Origin of the sequence: Micromonospora rifamycinica (assembly GCF_900090265.1) — a bacterium.
In the GTDB taxonomy this organism is placed as follows: domain Bacteria; phylum Actinomycetota; class Actinomycetes; order Mycobacteriales; family Micromonosporaceae; genus Micromonospora; species Micromonospora rifamycinica.
Genome location: NZ_LT607752.1, coordinates 1,248,232 through 1,268,126, shown reverse-complemented (window position 1 = coordinate 1,268,126; position 19,895 = coordinate 1,248,232). Strand labels below are relative to the sequence as shown.

General features: G+C 73.7%; 20 protein-coding genes. 9 read left to right on the top strand and 11 right to left on the bottom strand.

Annotated features, from left to right (window positions below; all coding sequences use genetic code 11):
- Positions 1–71: 71 nt before the first annotated feature.
- On the top strand, positions 72–773 hold the full coding sequence (locus tag GA0070623_RS05415) for a VOC family protein (RefSeq protein WP_067306331.1): 702 nt from the start codon (positions 72–74) through the stop codon (positions 771–773).
- A gap of 7 nt (positions 774–780) precedes the next feature.
- Here GA0070623_RS05415 and GA0070623_RS05410 read toward each other — a convergent pair whose 3' ends face one another.
- Both GA0070623_RS05410 and GA0070623_RS30800 read right to left on the bottom strand, forming a co-directional pair.
- The gene (locus tag GA0070623_RS05410; RefSeq protein WP_231932673.1) at positions 781–1,110 is read right to left on the bottom strand and encodes a hypothetical protein; all 330 of its coding nucleotides are present in this window, start codon (positions 1,108–1,110) and stop codon (positions 781–783) included.
- A complete protein-coding gene (locus tag GA0070623_RS30800) occupies positions 1,107–1,385 on the bottom strand; it encodes a DivIVA domain-containing protein (protein WP_231932672.1) in 279 nt (92 codons plus the stop codon). The genes GA0070623_RS05410 and GA0070623_RS30800 overlap by 4 nt, the downstream gene beginning before the upstream one ends.
- Positions 1,386–1,694: 309 nt before the next feature.
- On the opposite strand from GA0070623_RS30800, the gene GA0070623_RS05400 reads away from it, so the two are divergent.
- From GA0070623_RS05400 to GA0070623_RS05380, 5 genes are all read left to right on the top strand, one after another.
- Entirely contained in the window at positions 1,695–1,934 is a 240-nt protein-coding gene (locus GA0070623_RS05400) for a winged helix-turn-helix domain-containing protein (RefSeq protein WP_067306325.1), read from the top strand.
- A gap of 202 nt (positions 1,935–2,136) precedes the next feature.
- Positions 2,137–2,991 (top strand): hypothetical protein, encoded by an 855-nt coding sequence (locus GA0070623_RS05395; RefSeq protein WP_067306321.1) that lies wholly within the window; start codon positions 2,137–2,139, stop codon positions 2,989–2,991.
- Between the two features lie 299 nt (positions 2,992–3,290).
- Positions 3,291–4,553 (top strand): cellulose-binding domain-containing protein, encoded by a 1,263-nt coding sequence (locus GA0070623_RS05390; RefSeq protein ID WP_231932671.1) that lies wholly within the window; start codon positions 3,291–3,293, stop codon positions 4,551–4,553.
- A gap of 545 nt (positions 4,554–5,098) precedes the next feature.
- Positions 5,099–5,470 (top strand): ribonuclease domain-containing protein, encoded by a 372-nt coding sequence (locus tag GA0070623_RS31620; RefSeq protein WP_084261297.1) that lies wholly within the window; start codon positions 5,099–5,101, stop codon positions 5,468–5,470.
- 62 nt (positions 5,471–5,532) lie between these two features.
- The gene (locus GA0070623_RS05380) at positions 5,533–5,964 is read left to right on the top strand and encodes a barstar family protein (RefSeq protein ID WP_084261293.1); all 432 of its coding nucleotides are present in this window, start codon (positions 5,533–5,535) and stop codon (positions 5,962–5,964) included.
- A 141-nt stretch (positions 5,965–6,105) separates the two neighbouring features.
- Here the strand turns inward: GA0070623_RS05380 and GA0070623_RS05375 are convergent, their stop codons facing one another.
- From GA0070623_RS05375 to GA0070623_RS05365, 3 genes are all read right to left on the bottom strand, one after another.
- Positions 6,106–6,822 (bottom strand): HD domain-containing protein, encoded by a 717-nt coding sequence (locus GA0070623_RS05375; RefSeq protein ID WP_067308062.1) that lies wholly within the window; start codon positions 6,820–6,822, stop codon positions 6,106–6,108.
- A gap of 60 nt (positions 6,823–6,882) precedes the next feature.
- Entirely contained in the window at positions 6,883–7,422 is a 540-nt protein-coding gene (locus GA0070623_RS05370) for an ATP-binding protein (protein ID WP_231932669.1), read from the bottom strand.
- Positions 7,423–7,589: 167 nt separating this feature from the next.
- Positions 7,590–7,892, bottom strand: a complete 303-nt coding sequence (locus GA0070623_RS05365; RefSeq protein ID WP_067308064.1) for a helix-turn-helix domain-containing protein — start codon at positions 7,890–7,892, stop codon at positions 7,590–7,592.
- A 65-nt stretch (positions 7,893–7,957) separates the two neighbouring features.
- Between GA0070623_RS05365 and map the strand changes: the two genes are divergently transcribed.
- Entirely contained in the window at positions 7,958–8,734 is a 777-nt protein-coding gene (gene map / locus GA0070623_RS05360) for a type I methionyl aminopeptidase (protein ID WP_067308066.1), read from the top strand.
- Between the two features lie 82 nt (positions 8,735–8,816).
- On the opposite strand, the gene GA0070623_RS05355 is transcribed toward map, so the two are convergent.
- The 6 genes from GA0070623_RS05355 to GA0070623_RS05330 form a co-directional block, all read right to left on the bottom strand.
- On the bottom strand, positions 8,817–10,172 hold the full coding sequence (locus GA0070623_RS05355; RefSeq protein WP_067308069.1) for a pectate lyase family protein: 1,356 nt from the start codon (positions 10,170–10,172) through the stop codon (positions 8,817–8,819).
- Positions 10,173–10,205: 33 nt separating this feature from the next.
- Complete coding sequence (locus GA0070623_RS05350; RefSeq protein WP_084261294.1) at positions 10,206–11,468, bottom strand: Gfo/Idh/MocA family protein; 1,263 nt, start codon at positions 11,466–11,468, stop codon at positions 10,206–10,208.
- Positions 11,465–12,955 carry a mannitol dehydrogenase family protein gene (locus GA0070623_RS05345; RefSeq protein ID WP_067308072.1) on the bottom strand — a complete coding sequence of 497 codons (1,491 nt, stop codon included), beginning with the start codon at positions 12,953–12,955 and terminating at the stop codon, positions 11,465–11,467. Before GA0070623_RS05345 ends, GA0070623_RS05350 begins: the two co-directional genes overlap by 4 nt.
- A complete protein-coding gene (locus tag GA0070623_RS05340) occupies positions 12,946–14,250 on the bottom strand; it encodes an enolase C-terminal domain-like protein (protein ID WP_067308075.1) in 1,305 nt (434 codons plus the stop codon). Before GA0070623_RS05340 ends, GA0070623_RS05345 begins: the two co-directional genes overlap by 10 nt.
- Complete coding sequence (uxaC, locus tag GA0070623_RS05335) at positions 14,247–15,671, bottom strand: glucuronate isomerase (protein WP_067308078.1); 1,425 nt, start codon at positions 15,669–15,671, stop codon at positions 14,247–14,249. The genes GA0070623_RS05340 and uxaC overlap by 4 nt, the downstream gene beginning before the upstream one ends.
- Positions 15,672–15,826: 155 nt before the next feature.
- The gene (locus GA0070623_RS05330; protein WP_067308080.1) at positions 15,827–17,155 is read right to left on the bottom strand and encodes a Gfo/Idh/MocA family protein; all 1,329 of its coding nucleotides are present in this window, start codon (positions 17,153–17,155) and stop codon (positions 15,827–15,829) included.
- A gap of 242 nt (positions 17,156–17,397) precedes the next feature.
- On the opposite strand from GA0070623_RS05330, the gene GA0070623_RS05325 reads away from it, so the two are divergent.
- Positions 17,398–18,516 carry a LacI family DNA-binding transcriptional regulator gene (locus GA0070623_RS05325; protein WP_067308083.1) on the top strand — a complete coding sequence of 373 codons (1,119 nt, stop codon included), beginning with the start codon at positions 17,398–17,400 and terminating at the stop codon, positions 18,514–18,516.
- 18 nt (positions 18,517–18,534) lie between these two features.
- Positions 18,535–19,878 (top strand): ABC transporter substrate-binding protein, encoded by a 1,344-nt coding sequence (locus tag GA0070623_RS05320; protein WP_067308086.1) that lies wholly within the window; start codon positions 18,535–18,537, stop codon positions 19,876–19,878.
- Positions 19,879–19,895: the final 17 nt, after the last annotated feature.

Sequence of the window (19,895 nt, the reverse complement as noted above, 5' to 3'; positions counted from 1 at the left end):
GACGACCCGGCGGGCGGAAAACCCGATCGGCAAGACGTGAGTTGTCGATCACCGGTGACTAGAGTGACGCCGTGCAAAGTGGTGTGCGGTCCCAGGTGCCGGTGCTGTACGTGGCGGACGCCGACGCGGCTCGACGGTTCTACGAGAACTTCGGCTACACCGAGATCCGGAGCGGCGGCGACGGTGGCTCGCACTGGTCGTACCTGCGGTGCGGGGAGTTGACGCTGCTGCTGGCGGCGGTCACCCCCCGCCTGGTCACCGTCGAGTTGCCCCTGCTCGTCTACCTGTACGTCGACGACCTGGCGGCGACCGCCGAGCGGCTCACCGCCGCCGGGCACCCGGTCGAGAAGGCCGGCTACCCGGAGCACGCCCCGGGCGGCGAGTGCCGGGTCACCGACCCCGACGGCAACGTGGTCGCCTTCGGGCAGCGGCAGGCCGTACCGCAGCAGGAGCGTGACCCGCAGGCGGGCGGCGAGGCGCGGTTCTCGCTGATCAGGGAGGCCGCCGAGGCGGCCGGCCGGCGCGGCGGGGCACCCGCCCGCTGCCAGATCGGCGGCCCGCGCGGCGAATCCTGCACCGAACCGGCGGAGGTCAAGCTCGCCGACTCGTGGGGCGACACGGCGTGGGGCTGCATGGCGCACGCCGACGAGACCCTGCTGACCGCGCGCGGCGCGTTCCTGGCCACCGAGGACGGGATGGGCCTCGGCCCGTTCCTGCGCGCCCGCCAGGGTCAGCCTGACCGGCAGGTCCCCGCGCCCGCACCCGGAGCCTGACCCGACCTCACCGTCGCCTCCCGCGCGACCCAGCCGGTACGGCCGTCGGTGCGCCGACCCGACCGGCCGCCCGCCTCGCCATAGCTGCGGACACAGTCGACCCCGGAGGCCGGGCGGGGGCGGGGCGCAGGCCGGCGAGCTGGACGAAGATCTCCCGTCGGGCGACGGCCTCGTCGCGCCGGCCGAGCACGTAGCCGGTCAGCCAGATCCACCCGTCGTAGGTGGGCCGGTCGCAGACCGACACCACCCGCAGCCGCAGGGCGCGCTCCCCGGCGAACTGCACCGAGGCGGCCCGGTCGACGATCAGCAGGTCACCGGGGCGGGGCCGGACGTTCACCAACGTCCGCCGTTGGATCGCCGGCACCGTGTCGCCTGCCGGGACTGCCAGTCGCGCAGGGCACGCCCGAGCCGGTCGTTCTCCTGGGCGAGGACGCGGATCTCCTGGTGGAGCGCGGCGAACTCGTCGGCCAGCCGGGCCTGGAACCGGCGTACCTCGTCGGGGTCGACGCCGCGTCGGCGCGGCCGGAACGCTTGGGTGCGTACCTCGTAGGGGGTCAGCAGGGCCGGGCGGCCGGTCCCGTAGGGCTGGCCACCGCGATACACCTGGGCCACGGGGGTCCTTTCCGGTGCTGGGGGAGGGCGGAAGGGTCCTGTCGGTGGTGCTGGAGGGCGGGCCGTCCACCGCCGGCTGCGGACGACCCGCCCGCTCGGCCGTCGCAGCCCACTTCGGCGGTACGACAGCAGAGCAGCCGGACGGGGTCGGGGCGGGCGCACACCCGCCCCGACCGGGGGAAACCCCTCTCTCGTTGCCACGCGAGGAGTGGTTCGGTGTCCAACATATCTAGACATGCTGGATGAGTCAACGCTGCTTGTTAGGTGCGTCGCGGTGTGATCGAATCGGGTTGCCACGCGAGGAGTGCCATGCGAGAAGTGCCGGACTACTGGCGCATCGCCGACGATGTGATCGCCGACGTCAGAGCCAGGAAGTTGAAGGCGGGGGACAAGTTGCCCTCGATCGCCGAGCTGCGACAGAAGTACGAGGTCAGCCACGGGACTGTTCAGATGTCCTACGCCAGGCTGGAAGCGTTGCGGGTAATCCGACGGCAGCAGGGCAAGGGCGTCTTCGTCAACGACCCAAAGCTCTGGATGCGCGAACCCTGACCCGTCCACCCACCCCACCCCGCCCCGCGCGCTGTGATCGGCCCGGTGATCAAGAGGTTTGCGTCAACTTGGATCTCCCCGATGACGCAAACTTCTTGATCAACGGCGTGGGGATGACGCAAACCTCTTGGTCACCCTTTCGTGGCGGTTTTGGGGGGTGGGAACGTGGAGCCGTTCGGGGGTTTGGCGCGTCGAAGGGGGTATGACGAGTTTTCGAGGTGTGTGGGCGGCGGTCGCACCGGTGCTCCTGCTCACTGCTGCCTGTGCGGGGCAGGACGGGGCGGGCGTCGCGCCCGATGCGGCCCCGACCTCTCTTCCCGCCAACGTGCCGGTGCTGCGGATCGACCACACGGGTGGCTTCGTGCGACCCGAGACGAACGTGACCCGGCTGCCGTCCGTCAGCGTCTACGCCGACGGCCGGGTGATCACGCAGGGGCCGACCGTCCTCACTTATCCGGGGCCGGCGCTGCCCAACATCCAGGTCCGCACGATCAGCGCGGCCGAGGTGACCAAGCTGGTCGAGCAGGCCCGCGCCGCCGGGGTGGGCAGTGCGGTCGACGTGGGCACGCCGAAGATCACCGACGTGACCACCACCCGGTTCACCATCCGGGGGACGGTCGGCAGCGAGCAGTTGGAGGTATACGCCCTGGGTGAGGCGACCGGCCCGGGGTCCGGCCTGACCCCCGCCCAGCAGGCCGCCCGGGAGAAACTGCGGACCTTCGCCGACAAGCTGACCGACCCGGGGAACGCGGCGACGCAGCCGTACCAGCCGACCGCGATCGCGGCGGTGGCCGGGCCGTGGGTCGCCACGCCGGAGACGGCGAAGCAGCCCAGGATGGAGTGGCCCGGCCCGGCGTTGCCCGGGGCCAGCCTCGGTGAGGGCCTCGATCTGGGGTGCGTGACCGTCACCGGCGCTGCCGTGCAGCAGGTGATCGCCTCCGCCGGCAAGGCCAATGCGGCGACCCCGTGGACCTCCGGTGGGAAGCGCTGGGCGGTCACCTTCCGCCCGCTGCTGCCCGACGAGACCGACTGCGCCAGCCTGTCCCTCACCCGCTGAGCCGGCAACGCTACCGCTGCCGCTGGGGTGGCGGCCCCGACGCCACCGGCCGGGGCGCGGTGTGTGGTCGGCCCGGTGGTGGGACCGGCCACACACCGGGGGCGTCGGCCCTGTGGGCGGCGGACTTGTTTCCATAGGCAACCATCACTACATTGGGTTCGGGTGCCGCCGAGTTGCCGGGCGGCTGTTTGGCCTGAGCCGGGCCGTTGTCCACGTGCCGACAAGGCATGTCGACGCGCGAGCGACGTCATCGCTCCTGTGCCGTCGGTCCACACCGACGGCCAGCCGGAAGGACCCCTGTGAGGATTTCCCGTACCCGTATCACCGCCGCCGTGGCCGCCACCGTCACGGCGGCGGCGGCCGTCACCACCGTGCTCGCCGGCACCGCCTCGGCCGCCCAGGGCTGCCGGATCGACTACCAGCCCAACGAGTGGACCGGCGGCTTCACCGCCAACGTCCGGGTCTCCCCGGGCGACACCGCCCTGAGCGGTTGGACCGTCACCTGGTCCTACCCGGGCGGGCAGCGGCTGACCGGTGGCTGGAACGCCCAGGTCAGCCAGGCCGGCACGACGGTCACCGCCCGTAACGCCGCCTGGAACGGCAGCGTCCCGGCGGGCGGCTCCACCGAGTTCGGCGTGCAGGGCACCAGCACCTCGGGTTCCGCCGCGCCGACCGGGTTCACGCTCAACGGCGTACCGTGCAACGGCGCTCCGCCGCCGACCACCACGCCGCCGCCCACGACCCCGCCCCCGACGACGCCGCCGCCCACCACGCCGCCCCCGACCACGCCGCCCCCGACGACGCCTCCGCCGACCACCCCACCTCCGACGACACCGCCGCCCACGACGCCGCCGCCGACCACCCCGCCGCCGGCCGGGTGCGCCGGTGCGGTGCTCTGCGACGGGTTCGAGAACCAGACCGGCTCGACGCCGGCCGGCGACTGGGGCGTGGTCAACCCGGACTGCTCCGGCGCGGGCCGGGCGGCGGTGGACACGACCACCACGCACAGCGGTAGCCGCTCGCTGCGCATCGACGGCGCGCAGGGCTACTGCAACCACGTCTTCGTCCGGTCCACCAAGGATCTCAGCGCGGTGGGTGCCGTCCGGTACGGCCGGATCTGGCTGCGCCACACCACCGCCCTGCCGACCCAGCACGTCACCTTCATGGCCATGACCGACGCCGCCGACGGCAACAAGGACCTGCGGATGGGCGGCCAGAACGGCGCGTTGCAGTGGAACCGGGCCTCCGACGACGCAACCCTGCCCGAGCAGAGCCCGTCCGGGGTGGCGTTGAGCGTGCCGCTGCCCACCGGGCGCTGGACGTGCCTGGAGTTCATGGTCGACGGCAACCAGGGACAGCTGCGGACCTGGCTCGACGGCACCGCCGTCACCGGACTGACCGCCGACGGGACGCCCACCCACGACATCGACGGCCAGTGGTACAACCGCACCTGGCGGCCCCGGCTGACCGACCTGAAGCTGGGTTGGGAGAGCTACGGCGAGGGCGCGGACACCATCTGGTACGACGACGTGGCGCTGGGCAGCAGCCGGATCGGCTGCTGAGCCCACCGGGGCCGGGCGGCTCTGATCGGGCTGCCCGGCTCCGGTGGCCTGGTCGGGTCGCCGGCTCCGGCGGCTCTGATCGGGCTGCCCGGCCGGGGCGGTAATCGGGTCGCCCGGCCGCCGTGACGCGGTCGGATCGGTCGCCCCGGGCCGTCGCCGACCGATCATTCAACCGGCGGTGTTGTGCCGATCATGGCGCGTTCATCCACGGTTGCCAGGCTGACCTCTGGTCGGCGGGGTTCGTCTCCCGCCAGAATGTGGCTGATCGGGATAACCATCTCGATCGATGCACTCCTGTCGGCCCCCGCGACCCGGAGGACCCGTTGCGCACTCCCGCGAACCCCGTCACCGCCGCCACTGCCACCACTGTCACCGCCGGCACTGCCGTCGCCACCGGCGCGACTGTCACGGCCCCCGCCTCGATCGCCCCCGCCCCGATCCCCGTCACCCCTGTCGGCGTCCCGATCGCTGCCACCGCCGGTGTCGTTCCGACCCGCCGTACCCGGCCCGGCCGGCTGCTGGGCACGTTCGCCCTGCTGACCGCGATGATCGCGGCGGTGCTGGTCGGGCCGTCCGTGGTGGCGCCGAGGCTGACCGACCCCGCGTCGGCGGCGGTCTACGGCTCCTGCACGATGTCCCGCTGCGCGGACGCCCGTACCGCCCGCTCCGGCTGGTCGGCCAAGGGCTTCCCCACCAGCCGGGGCTGGTACGCCTGGAGCGGCGGGCTGTCGAACTTCGCCGGTGGCCAGTTCCACAACTACGAGGGACAGCTCCCGGCCGGCGCCACCTACCACGAGTACGACGTCTACCCGCGGGTCTCCGGCGCGGCGCGGGACGCGTACCGCATCGTGGTGAACAGGAGCACCGGGGCGACCTGGTTCTCGCCCGACCACTACGCGAACTTCTACCGGATCTGACCGAGGACCATCGGGGTGGGGCGGTCCGCCGCCCCACCCCGGGGTGAGCAGGAGGATGCACGATGACCGGACAGCGCCAGCCCGGGTGGCTGCGGGTGACCGACGAGACACCACCGTCGGGAGCGCCGACGCCGTCGGTCACCGTGGCCGGGGCGGTGGCCCGTACCCGCGCCACGCTGTTCGACGCCCTCACCGACGCCCTCGACCTGCCCGGACACTTCGGCCGGAACTGGGACGCGCTCGCCGACGTGCTGGCCGACCGGCTCGACGTCGGCCCGCTCACCCTGGAGGTGACCGAGGCGGGCCTGTTGCTGGCCGACGAGCCGCCCGGCCAACTCGGCACGCTGCTCGACGTGGTCGGCGGGGTCTCGGCCGGTGCCCGGGAGCCGGTCCGGCTGGTGTTGCGGGACACCCCGCAGCGGCTGCCCGCCCTGCGGGACCGGCTCGCCGCCGTGCTCGGCGGGTGCGGGGTGGCCGTCTCACCTCGCGCCTGACCGCGCCGTTGGCGTCGACGCCGAGCAGCGGGGTGCGCTGTGCCGGGCACCGGGCGTGCGCTGTGCCGAGCACCGGGCGTGCGCTGTGCCGAGCGGCGGGGGTGCGCTGTGCCGGGCACCGGGGGTGTGGTGCGGCGCGGGTCAGCCGGCGTGGTCGAGGATCGCGCTGAAGCGCTCCTCGGCCAGGTCGAGCTGGGCGAAGATGTGCCGCTTCACCGGTGCCGACAGCGGGGTGTCCGGTCGGGCGATCAGCTCCCGGAAGACCGGCACCAGTGGCCGGTACTTCGCCGCCGAGCGGGCCACCTTCGGCCCGACCGCGTAGACCACCCCCACGCCATTGTCGGTGAAGTCGGAGATCTTGATGACCCGGGCCCACGGCTCCCGGTCCAGGCTGGCCGCGACGTGCTCGCGGTACTGCACGTGCGGATCCCGCTCCGGGTCGTACACCGGATTGGTGACCGCGGCGACCAGCCGGGACACCCGCGCCCCGAACCGGTCGGTCAGGGTGGCCAGCGCGGCCGCCGTCGGGTCGGCGGCCCCGGCGCCGGCCAGCTCCCCCGGGTGGTCCTCCACCGCGTCGTGCAGCAGCCCGGCGACGATCACGTCGGCGTCGCGCACCCGGTAGTGGTGGATCATCCGGATCGACACCCGCAACAGATGGTTGAGGTACGGCTCCCGGGACCGGCGGTCCTCGCGGTGCAGCTCGGCGGCGAGGTCCAGGGCGGTGGCCAGCCGGTCCTGCTCGGCCGCCGGGAAGGCCGGCAGCTCCAGCCGGAACCGGGCCAGCAGACCCGGCTCACCGTGCAGCTCGGTGATCGCGTGCAGCGGCATGGTGGCGAGGTACGGCGGGAACTCCATGGCCTACTTATAGCCGATCTTCACTGCCACCCTGATCCTGTCGTCGGGCATGTGACCGCATCATCCCAGGTCGGCGAGGTGCTTGACCAGCCGTACCGTCGTCCCCTCGGGTGTGCCGTCGATGCGTGCCTCGTCCATCAGCCGCGTCATGATCAACTCACCCCGACCCCGGTCTCCGCCGTCCGGGCGGGGCCCCCGCCAGCCGCCGGTGTCGGAGACCTCGATCTCCAGCCGGTCGCCGCGCAGCCGTCCCCGCACCAGGACGGTCGACCCGGCGGCGAACCGGTAGCCGTGCTCGATGGCGTTGGCACACGCCTCACCGACGGCGATCAGCGCCACCTCCACGTCCGCCTCGCCCGCGCCGAGCGTGGTCAGCCACGCCCGCAGCGCCTCCCGGGTGGGGGAGAGCTGCGCCGGGTCGGCGGCCAGCGCGGCCCGGAACGCCGGTGGCGCGTCAGGGTCCACCGTGTCGTTCGGCGGTACGGCACCGGCCGGTGGTGTGGTGCCGGCGGGCGGTGCGGTGCCGGCTCGCGGGGTGGTGCGGTGTGGGTCGGCCGGCGGGTCCGGGAAGCCCGCGTCCCTGTCGCGTCCACCCGTCACCCGGGTTCACCTCCCGCTGATCCGCGTCGCCGGGGCCGGGGAGCCCGGGCCGTCACCCCGGGCCATTCTCCCTGCCCCGGCTCGTCGCCGAGCGCCGCCCCGGCTCGTCGCCGAGCGCCGTCCCCGGACGGACGGCGGCGGTCGGCGCGCGGTGGGGCGGCAACGGGCTACGAGGCCAGCCGCTGGCCGGGGTCACGGGCCGGGCCGGCGAGGTCGACCGCGCCGTCGGACCGGTTGATCTCCGACCAGACCGCGTCGAGGGAGAGGCCGAGCACGTCGGCGAGGACCGCGATGGTCGGGAAGGCCGGGGTGGCCACCCGGCCGGACTCGATCTTCCGGAGCGTCTCCGGGGAGAGCCCGGCGGCCAGGGCGGTGGTGAGCATCGAGCGCTGGCCCCGGGCGCGGCGCAGCAGGGCACCGAGGCGCTGTCCGCGTGCCACCTCTGCGGGAGTGAGCGGCAACCTGACCATGACGACGATTCTAGTACCGGGATAATATGGCCGGGATATTTATTGGTAGTCCGAGGGGGCGCTACATGATCGAGATCCTGAACGCCGACGACGTGCGGCGGGCGCGGGACACCGGCGCCCTGGTCGCCGAGATCCTCCAGACACTGAAGGGCCGCAGCGTGGTCGGCACCAACCTCCTGGAGATCGACGAGTGGGCGCGTCAGATGATCATCGAGGCTGGCGCGCAGTCCTGCTACGTCGACTACGAGCCGTCCTTCGGGCGCGGCCCGTTCGGCCACTACATCTGCACGTCGGTCAACGACGCGGTGCTGCACGGGCTGCCACACGACTATCCGCTCGCCGACGGTGACCTGCTCTCGCTCGACCTCGCGGTCTCCCTCGGCGGGGTGGTCGCCGACTCGGCCGTCAGCTTCGTGGTCGGTGACAGCCGGCCCCCGGAGAGCGTCGCGCTGATCGACGCGACCGAACGCGCGCTGCGTGCCGGGATCGCCGCCGCCGGCCCCGGCGCCCGTGTCGGCGACGTCTCGCACGCCATCGGCACGGTGCTCGGCGCGGCGGGCTACCAGGTCAACACCGAGTTCGGCGGGCACGGCGTCGGCTCGACGATGCACCAGGATCCGCACGTCTCCAACTCCGGCCGCCCCGGTCGCGGCTACCGGCTGCGCCCCGGGCTGCTGCTGGCCCTGGAACCCTGGGTGATGGCCGACACCGCCACCCTGGTCACCGACGCCGACGGCTGGACGCTGCGCAGCGCCACCGGCTGCCGGACGGCGCACAGCGAGCACACCATCGCCATCACCTCCGACGGTGCCGAGGTGCTCACCAGGCCGGCGACCTACTGATCCGTCCGCGCGCCGGTGCGGCCGGCGCTTCCGGTCGGGCCGGGCCGCACCCCGGCGGCGGTCCGACCCGACCGGAAGGGGCTCACAGCGGCAGTCGACCGGCCCCGGCGAACGGCCCCACCACGAGCGGCACCAGCGGCGCGGGCACCGCCTGTGGCGCCCGCAGGGCCGGCGTCCACCCGGCGTCGCCGCCCAGGTCCGGGTCGTGGGTCGCGTTGTACGCGGCCACCAGGTCGACCGGGCGGGGCAGCGCGCGGTCGGCGTCCACCCAGTTGCCCCGGGTGGTGACGGCGGAGCCACCCCAGTCGTACAGCAGGTCGCCGGGGGCGATGCCGGCGTCGAGGGTGAAGAAGTTGTTCTCCACGTACGCGGCGGACTGCACCCCCACCCCGATCGCGTACACGAAGTCGTCGCCGCCCAGCCGGTACCAGTTGTTGTAGACGTCGACCTGGCCGAAGCGCACCCGGGGCAGCCGCTGGAGGACCCGGTCGAACAGGTTGTGGTGCAGCGTCACCTTCAACCGGCCGACGTCCGGCCCGACGGTGTTGGACGAGCCGATCAGCATCAGCTTGTCCCTGCCGGTGAACCGGTTGTAGGAGGCGGTCACCAGGCTGGCGGTGTGGGTGACGTCCAGCGACCCGTCGTGCACCTGGTAGGGCCGGCCGAAGTGGACCGGCTGGGCGCTGTCCGGGTTGTCGCCGTCGGTGAACGTGTTGTGGTCGACCCAGACGTGCTCGCTGCGGCGTACCGAGATCTGGTCGTACTGGGAGTTCCAGTTGCCGGTCGCGCCGTCGGTCGGCGACCAGGCCGGGAAGCAGTCCCGGGCGTCGTCGAAGGTCAGGTTGCGGACGATCACGTTGCTGGCCCCGTCGATCATCAGGGTCAGTCCGGTGAGGACGGCCCCGTGCCGGCCGACGATGGTGGTGTTGGGCCCCACGTTGATCTGCGTCTGCCGGGTCTGGTTGGCCACCGAGCGCACCCGGGCGGCCTCCAGCGCCCCGGTCGGCGGCACCATGCCCCACACCGCCGGGTCGTACGCGGCCAGGTAGGCCGGCAGGCTGTACTCCGGGTCGGCCAGGTCGGCGCAGCCGAGCAGGTGACCGTCGTCGGCGGCGAACCCGTCGACGGTGCCGTCCACGACGACCACCTTCGGGGTGGCGTTGCTCTTGTTGGTGGCGTTGTCGCCGCCCAGCGCCCGGACCAGGTCGGCCCGGCTGCGCACCAGGTGGACCTGGTCCGGGGCGGCCGCCGCCCCGCCGGTGGTGCCGGGGCCGTCGGCCGCCCAGCCGTCACCGGCCGGCAGGGTCTGCCGGGCCAGCCGCTCGACCACCCGGGGCACCCCGTCGGTGGTCCGGCCGGGTGCGGCGTGGGCCGCCGCACCCGAGGTCAGCAGGAGGGAGAGGGCGACCAGGGCCGCCCCGGTGGTTCGTGGACGCATGGGACTCTCCGGAAGGTGGTGGTGGATGGTGCGTCAGTCGTCCAGTGCCGCCAGCTCCGTACACACCGGCGGCACCGCCCACGGCACGGCCAGCTCCGACAGCAGCGCGCCCTGCCCGGCGGCCCGGCGCAGCAGCGCGTTGATCCCGCGTACCGTCACCACCCGCTCCGGCCCGCTGCCGGTCACCGTGACCAGGTCGCCGTCGAGCAGGGTCGGCTCGGGGGCCTGCCGCACCCGCTCCAGCACGGCGGTGAACGGCGCGGTCCGGGCCAGCGGGGCGATCAGCGGAGTGCCGGCCGGGTCGGCGCGGTAGGCGAGCAGGTTCTCCAGCAGCCCCCGCCGCCCCGGCACCTGCCGGGGTTCCGGGTCGCCGGGCAGCAGCAGCCGGTCGGTCGGGTACTCCAGCACCGCCCGCCCGGCGGTGCCGGTGACGATCACCTCGCCGGCGACGAAGTCCTCCCCGGCCAGGGTCACCGCCGCCACGATCGGCGGCCCGCCGGGGGTGACGATCCGCAGCGTGGCGGTGTCGTCGACCTCGATCGGCCGGACCCGGTAGCGCTCCAGCTCGATCCGGGACGGCCGGACCGGCGTGCCGGTCACCGTCTCGGCCACCGCCAGGCACTGCATCACCGCGTGCGCGAGCGGGTTGGCCAGCGCCCCGTCCAGCACCGGTCGACCGTGCAGGGTGCGCCGGCCGGCCCACGGGGAGCGGGCGTAGTAGCCGTCCGGCCGTTGCCAGGCGGCGACCGTGCCGATGCCGGTGACGGTGCCCAGCCGGCCCTGCCCGACGGCGGCCGACAGTTCGGCCAGCGCCACCGACCCGAGCGCCTGGAAGCCCACCTGGCAGGCCCGGCCGGTGGCGGCCAGCGCCCCGGCCAGCTCCCGGTGCTCGTCGGTGGACAGCACCGGGGGCTTCTCCAGCAGCAGGTCCGCACCGGCGGCGAGGACGTCCAGGGCGATCGGCAGGTGGGTGTGCGGCGGGGTGCACACGATCACCACGTCCGGCCGGGCGGCGGCGAGCATCTCCCGGTGGTCGGTGTGCACGCCGACCCCGGGTGGGACCGGCGCCGCCGGCTCGTCGGCGACCGGTTGGACGTCGACCAGCGCCACCAGCCGCAGTCGCCCGGCCGCGTGCAGCGGGGCGACGGTCCGCCGGTGCCAGCGGCCGTGCCCGTTCGCGCCGACGATCGCCACCCGGGGCACGGCGGTCGGCGACGCCCCGGTGACCGGACGATAGGCCGGTGCGCCCCGGGCGACCGGCCCGTCGGCGGCGGTCGGCGGCAGCGGGGCGGTCATGCCGCTCCCGCCAGGACCGCCCGGACGCCGTGCGTGCGCAGTGCGCCGAGCCACCCGGCGACGTCGGCGCGGAACCCGTCGTCGTCGGCGAGCGCGGCCGGGAAGACCTCGGAGAGCGCGAACAGCGCCCCGACCGTGCCGGCGGGGGTGCCGTCCGCGGCGGCGAGCGCGGCGGTGATCCGCCCGGCCAGCGGATCGTCCAGCGGCAGTACCGTGCCGTCGTCGGCCCGCCCGTCGAGGAACTGCAGCCAGGCCGCCACGACCAGCGCCGACCAGTACGCCGACCGGCCCTGCGCCCGCAGGTCGGCGGCGGTGTGCAGGACCCGCTGCGGCAGCTTCTGCGAGCCGTCCATCGCCACCTGGAGGGTGCGGTGCCGGATCGCCGGGTTGGCGAACCGGGCCAGCACCTCGTCGCCGTAGTCGGTGACCCGTACCCCGTCGGGCGGGGTGAAGCTGGCGGCCACGTCGTCGGCGACGAACCGGCGCAGCACGTCGGTCAGGCCGGGCAGCGCCAGCGCGTCCGCGATCGTCTCGCGGCCGGCCACCGCCCCCAGGTAGGCCACCGCCGAGTGCACGCCGTTGAGGCTGCGCAGCTTCAGCCGCTCCCACGGACCGGCGTCGGTGGTGAGCACCGCGCCGGCCCGCTCCCACCGCGGCCGGCCGCCGGGGAAGTCGTCCTCGACCACCCACTGGAGGTACGGCTCGGCGGCCACCGCCGCCAGGTCGGCCACCCCCAGCGCGGCGCGGGCATCGGCGAGGGTCGCGTCGGTGCTGGCCGGGACGATCCGGTCCACCATCGTGCCGGGGAAGCTCACCTGCCCGGCGAGCGAGTCCAGCACGGCGTCCGACGCCCCGGCCAGGGTCAACGCCTGCAGCACCAGGCTGTGCAGCCGGCTCCCGTTCGCCGGCAGGTTGTCGCAGCTGACCAGCGCGATCGGGCCCGCCTGGGCGGCGGCACGGGCGAGCAGCCCGCGCACCAGCAGGCCGGGCACGGTGACCGGGGGCCGGTCGGTGGTCAGGTCGAGGGTCAGCTCCGGGTCGGCGCGCAACGCCCCGGAGACCGGGTCGAGCTGGTAGGCCTTCTCGGTCACCGTCAGCGTCACCACCCGGATCGTCGGGTCGGCCAGCAGCGCGACCACCGCCGCCGGGTCGCTGGCCGCGTGCCGTACCCCGGCCAGCGCGCCGACCACCCGGGTGGCCGACCGGTCGGCGGCCAGCGTGGTGACGCTGAACAGGGCGTCCTGCGCGGCGAGGGCCTCGACCAGCGCGGTGCTGCGCGGGGCGACGCCGACGATGCCCCAGTCGCCGCCGGCCGCGTCGATCGCCGCCTCGGTGTAGACCGCCTGGTGGGCCCGGTGGAACGCGCCCAGCCCCAGGTGGACGATGCCGGCAGGCACGGTGCCCGGCCGGACCAGCGGTCGGCTCTGCGCGGGCAGCCGGCCCAGGGTGGCCAGGCCCAGCCGGTCGGTGTCGCCGTTCACCGCCATGCCGGCCCGTCCGGGAAACGGAACCGCGCGACCGACTCGGGACGCATGGCGGCGCTGTAGCCGGGCGCGGTGGGCAGCAGGTACCGGCCGCCCCGGGTGCGGACCGGGTCGACGAAGTGCTCGTGCAGGTGGTCGACGTACTCGACCATCCGCCCGTCCAGGCTGGTGCCGACCCGCAGGTAGTCGAAGATCGCCAGGTGCTGCACGTACTCGCAGAGGCCGACGCCACCGGCATGCGGGCAGACCGGCACCCCGAACTTCGCCGCCAGCAGGATCTCGGCCAGCACCTCGTTGACCCCGGCGACCCGGCAGGCGTCGATCTGCATCACCCCGATCGCCTCGGCCTGGAGCAGCTGCTTGAAGATCACCCGGTTGGCGGCCACCTCGCCGGTGGCGACCCGGCACCGGCCGTCGGTCAGCCCGGTGACCGCGCGGGCGATCCGGGCGTGGCCGAGGATGTCGTCGGCGTGCGTCGGCTCCTCGATCCAGTAGGGGTCGACCTCGGCCAGCGCGGTCATGTTGGTGATCGCCTCGTCGACGTCCCACACCTGGTTGGCGTCCATCATCAGCAGCGCGTCCGGGCCGATCTCGGCCCGGATGATCCGCGCCCGGCGCAGGTCGTCGGCGGGCGGGCCGCCGACCTTCATCTTCATCGCCCGCCACCCCTGCGCGTACGCCTCGCGGGTGAGCGCCCGGACCTTCTCGTCCGGGTACCCCAACCACCCCACCGAGGTGGTGTACGACGGGAAGCCGTCCTGCTCCAGCACGGCGAGCCGCTCCGCCGCCCCCACCAGTCCCTTGTCGAGCAGGGTGGCCGCCTCGTCGGGGGTGAGCGCGTCGGTGATGTGGTGGAAGTCGACGTTGGCGACCAGCTCGTCGGTGGACAGCTCGGCGAGGTAGCGCCACATCGGTTTGCCGGCCAGCTTGGCCCGCAGGTCCCAGACCGCGTTGACCAGCGCCCCGGCGGCCATGTGGATGACCCCCTTCTCCGGCCCCAGCCAGCGCAGCTGCACGTCGGCGGTGAGCGAGCGCCAGAACGCCACCGGCTCGGCGGCGATCTCGGCGACGGTGCGGCCGCGCACGTGGTGGGCCAGGGCCTCGATCGCCGCGCAGGTGATCTCGTTGCCCCGGCCGTTGGTGAAGGTGAACCCGGCGCCCGTCGGGCCGTCGTCGGTGCGCAGCTCGACGTAGCTGGCCGAGTAGTCACCCCGGTTGATCGCGTCGGAGCCGTCGCCGGCCGCCGCGGTGGGGAAGCGGACGTCGTGCACGTCGACGTCGGTGATCCTGGTGCTCATGCGTGCTCTCCGAACCTGAAGACCTTCTTGGGCAGCCGGTACGCCAGGTCGACGACCGTCTCGGCGGCCTCGGCCTCGCTCAGCCGGTGCTCGGCGACGAGGCGGGCCAGGAAACCGGCGTCGATCCGGCGGGCCACGTCGTGGCGGACCGGGATGGAGCAGAACGCGCGGGTGTCGTCGACGAACCCGGCGGTGTTGTAGAACCCGGCGGACTCGGTGACCGCCTCCCGGAACCGGCGCAGCACCTCCGGGGAGTCCAGGAACCACCAGGGCGCGCCGAGGTAGAGCGCGGCGTAGCCGCCGGCCAGCGGGGCCAGTTCCCGGGTGAAGGTGTACTCGTCGAGGGTGTAGAGCACCACCCGCAGCCGCGGGTCGTTGCCGTACGCGTCGAGCAGCGGGGCCAGCGCGTGCACGTACTCGGTGGCGTGCGGGACGTCCCCGCCGACGTCGCGCCCGTGGGTGGCGTACAGCCGGCGGTTGTGGTTGCGGACCGCGCCGGGGTGCAGTTGCAGCACCAGGCCGTCGTCGAGCGACATCCGGGCGAACTCCACCAGCATGTGCGCCCGGAACGCCTCGGCGTCGGCGGCGTCGGCCAGCCCGCGCCGGCCCCGGTCGTAGAGCCGCGCCGCCTCGTCGGCGGTCAGCGCCAGCGTCCGGGCGGTGGGGTGGCCGTGGTCGGAGGAGGTCGCGCCGGCCGCGACGAACGCCGCCCGGCGGGCGCGCAGCGCGTCCAGGTAGCCGGCGTACGTGCCGGTGTCCACGCCGGCCACCTCGCCGAGCCGGGCCACGTTGTCGGCCCAGCCGTCGAACTCCATGTCGACGACGTTGTCCGGCCGGAACGTGGTGACCACCCGGCCGCCCGGCCCGCCCCAGCCGTCGGCGGCGAGCTTGGCGTGCCGGCCGAGGTCGTCCAGGGGCGACTCGGTGGTGGCCAGCACCTCGATCCGGAACCGCTCGAACAGTGCCCGGGGCCGGTACTCCGGCTCGGCCAGCCGGGCGGCCAGCTCGTCGTAGACGGCGTCGGCGGTGGCCGGGGTCAGCGCGGTGTCCACCCCGAACACCTCGCTGAAGGTGCGTTCCAGCCACAGCCGGGACGGGGTGCCCCGGAACAGGTGCCAGTGTGCGGCGAAGCGTCGCCAGATCGTCCGGCCGTCGGTCTCCACCGGGCTGCCGTCGACGCTGGGCACGCCCAGCTCGGCCGGGGGGACGCCCTGACTGAGCAGCATCCGGGTGAGGTAGTGGTCGGGCACGATGAGCAGCCGGGCCGGGTCCGGGAAGGGCTGGTCCTCGGCCAGCAGCGCCGGGTCGACGTGCCCGTGCGGCGAGATGATCGGCTGCGGCCCGGCCAGGGCGTACAGCTCGCGGGCGATCGCCCGGACGCCCGGGTCGGTCGGCAGGAGCAGGTCAGGAGAGGTCGGCACGGCGGAGGACTCCTCGGTTGCGGGCGACGGGTCGGCGGTCCGGGGCAGGGCGGTCGGGCGGGGTCGGCGGGCGGTCGGGAGCGGCCAGGGTAAGGGCGGCCGGTCGGGCCGGCGGGGGAGCGGTCGGGGCATGGGGCGGGCCGGCGGGACAGCGGTCAGGGCGGGGTGAGCAGGTCGGCGACGCGGACCGGGTCGCCGGTGGTGAAGGAGCGGTTGGCGGCCAGGCCGGTGAGCAGGGCGAGCGCCCCGTCGTGGGCGGTGGCGGCCCGGTCCAGCGGGTCCGGCTCACCGCCGAAGATCACCCGGGTCATCCGGGCGTCCGCGCCGCCGTGACCCTGCCGGGTGTAGCCCTCGACCGGGATCCGGGTGGGCGGGCTCCAGAACGGGCGCAGGGTGAGGGTCGCCGCGCCGTTCTCTGCGGCGGCCTCGTCGCCGTGCAGGGCGGCGCCCTTGAGCGCACGGGCGGCGGCCGGGCTGACGAAGTCGCTCTCGGTGACCTCCAGTTCGAGCCGGCCCCGGCTGCCGTTGACCATCACCCGGTAGCCCTCCCAGGGGGCGTACGCGGTGAGGTGGTAGGTCATCGTCGCGCCGGTGGAGTAGCGGGCCAGCACCGCCATGTCGTCCTCGATGGTGACGCCGGGGGCGAAGACGTTCTGGTCGCGGTGGTAGCCGTCCTCGGCCTCGGCGTCGAGGTACAGCTCCCGCAGCCGGGGGTGTTCGGCCAGCCGCAGGGCGAACGGGTCGTCGGCGGCGGCCGGGGCGTCGTGCGCCCGGTCGTAGTCGCGGGCGTAACCGTGCCGTCGGCCCCCGTCGCCGTAGAAGAACAGCCGGCCGGCGGCGTACACCTCGACGGGGGTGGCGTCGAGCCACCAGTTGACCAGGTCGAAGTGGTGACTGGCCTTGTGCACCATCAGCCCGCCGGAGCTGGCCTTGTCCCGGTGCCAGCGGCGGAAGTAGTCCGCGCCGTGCCGCACGTCGAGCAGCCACTCGAAGTGCACCGAGCCGATCTCGCCGACCGCGCCGTCGGCGAGCAGCCTTCTGACCTGCTCGTGCAACGGGTTGTAGCGGTAGTTGAAGGCGACGGTGACCCGCCGGCCGGTCTCGGCGACCGCGTCGAGGATCCGCCGGCAGCGGGCCGCGTCGACGGTCATCGGCTTCTCGGTGACCACGTCGCAGCCGGCCCGCAGGGCCGCCACGATGTACTCGTCGTGAGTGACGTCGACGCTGGTCACCAGCACCACGTCGACCCGTTCCCGGTCGAGCATGGTGGCGAAGTCCTCGGCCCGGTAGGTGGGCACGGCCGGGTGGCCCAGCTCGGCCAGCCACCGGTTGTGGGCGTCCATCCGGGTCTGGTTGACGTCGGCGAAGGCGACCAGTGCGGCGGTGTCGGCGTGCTCGGTGACCAGGGCCCGGACGAACATCTCGGCCCGCGCCCCGGTGCCGACCACGGCGTGTCGACGGCGGTGCGCGGCTGGTGGTGACATCGGGTGGTCCTCCCGGTGGCTGCTGCAAAGGTTTGCAGTGAAGAAACCACGATGATGAAGACGACGTCAACGATCGATGCCAATCCCGCGTCATAGATCCCGATTCATGGGCTTAAGGGGGCATGGGGAGAGCCTCCCTGCAATCGATCCGTAACGAACTCCCGTTGACAGTGGAGCAACCGTTTGCATTAATTGGCGGCACCCACGTGACCCCGACCACACCATCGACGAGAGGGCCGCCCGTGCCAGCCACCATCCGCGACGTCGCGCGGGCCTCGGGCGTGCACATCTCCACCGTCTCCCGCACCTTCTCGGCGCCGCACCTGGTCAACCCGGAGACCCGGGTCCGGGTGCTGGCCTGCGCCGAGGACCTCGGCTACCGGCCCAACCGGGCCGCCCGCGCCCTGATCACCGGGCGGACCCACAACATCGGTCTGATCATCGCCGACATCGCCAACCCGTTCTTCCCGCCGTTGATCAAGGCGGCCGAGGGGCAGGCCCGGCACCGCGACTACCACGTCTTCGTGGCCGACACCAACGAGGATCCGGCCGCCGAGGAGGAGCTGGTCCACGCGCTGGCCAAGCAGGTCGACGGGGTGCTGCTGTGCAGCCCCCGGATGAGCAACGCGCTGATCGAGCAGGTCAGCCGCGAGGTCCCGGTGGTGGTGATAAACCGCCAGGTCACCGGGCTGCCCTGCGTGGTGATGGACGTCGGCCAGGGTGCCCGGGCCGCGATCGACCACCTGCTCGGCCTCGGCCACCGGCGGCTCGCCCTGCTCGGCGGCCCGCGCGGGTCCTGGACCAACCAGCAGATGCGCCGGGCGGCCGGGGCCGCCGCCCGCACCGGCGGGGCCGAGCTGACCGTGCTCGGGCCGAACCCGCCCACCGAGACCGGCGGCAGCGCGCTGGCCGAACAGGTCCGCCGCAGCGGCGTCACCGCCGTGCTCGCCTACAACGACCTGATGGCGATCGGGCTGATCGAGGGGCTCGACCACCTCGGCGTCCGGGTGCCGCAGGACGTCAGCGTGATCGGGGTCGACGACATCGCGCTGAGCCGACTCACCCGCCCCAAGTTGACGACGGTGGCCACGCCGACCGCGGCCGCCGGCCGGACGGCCGTCGACATGCTGCTGCAGCACGACTCCGAACCCCGCCCACGCGGCGGGGGACGGGCAGCGGCCGTCGGCGACCGTCGCACCACCGCACAGGTACTGCTCCAGACCGAACTGGTCATTCGCGACTCGACCGGACCTGCACCCGGTCGATCCCGTCCCGGCTCCGTTCCGGATGGCCCGGGCCCGCATCGCCTTGCGGACCCGGGCGGCCCGACCGTGACCACCGGTGGCGTCGTCGCCTCCTAACCCGAGGAGTGAGCGCAGATGCACCCCGCAACGTCCCCCACCGCCGGCACGCCGGCCGAACCGCCCCACCGTACCCCCGCACCCCGCCGTCGATTCCTGCACGGCATGGTCGCCGCCGTCGTCGCCGTACCGCTGATGTTCGGCGCGGCGGCCTGCGGCGACGACGACTCCGCCGGCGACGGCGGCCAGGTCAAGCTCTCGGTCTTCTGGTGGGGCGGTGAGGCGCGGGCCAAGCTCACCGAGGACGCCCTCGCCCTCTACACCAAGAAGCACCCGGACGTGACGTTCGAGAAGACCTGGCAGGCCAACCAGGGCTACTTCGACAAGCTGGCCACCCTGACCGCCGGCGGCAACCCGCCGGACCTGTTCCAGATCGACGACAACTACCTGGCCGAGTACGCCGGCCGCAGCACCGTGCTCGACCTCAAGAGCTACCAGGACTCCGGCAAGCTGGACGTGTCGAAGTTCCCCAAGAGCCTGCTCGAGTACGGCGTGGTGGACGGCAAGCTGGCCGGGGTTGCCGCCGGCGAGAACACCCAGGGCCTGGTCTACAACAAGACCCTGCTGACCAGGAACGGCCTGCCCGAGCCGACCACCGGCCAGAGCTGGGAGGAGCACATCGCCTGGGCCGAGCAGGTGGCCAAGAAGGCCAAGGTCCCCGGCACCCAGGACCCGAGCGCCGACTACAAGGCGTTCTGGGTCTGGCTGCGCCAGCAGGGCAAGGACCTCTACAACGGCAACGAGCTGGGCTTCACCGCCGCGGACGTGACGACGTGGTTCACCCTGTGGAAGGGCGCCCGGGACCGGGGCGCCACCCCGACCGCCGACGTGATCCACGAGGGCAACGCCAGCGACGTGACCAAGCAGCTCGTGGTCACCGGCAAGGCCGCGACCTCCTGGGTCTGGGTCAACCAGATGCCGGACCTGAAGAAGAACACCAAGGACGAGCTGGGCGTGGTCGCCTACCCCGGTGACCCGAGCGCCCAGTGGGCCCGCGCCTCGATGTACTGGTCGGTGTTCAAGGGCAGCAAGCACCGGGACACCGCGGTCGACGTGATCAACTTCCTGGCCAACGACCCGGAGGCGGTGGCGTTGCTCGGCACCGACCGGGGCCTGCCGTCCAACATGGACCTGCGGGCCACGGTCAGCCAGACGGTGACCGACCCGGCGATGAAGCAGTCCATCCAGGTCGAGTCCGAGCTGGCGCAGAAGTTCGGCCAGTCCCCGCAGGTGCCGATCAAGGGGCACAGCAAGGTCAAGTCCGAGCTGGTCAAGGCCGCCGAGAACGTCCAGTACCAGCGGGCCAGCCCGGCGCAGGCGGCCGAGCAGTTCATCGCCGCCTGCAAGTCCGCGATCGCCTGACCGACCCGTCGCGGTCG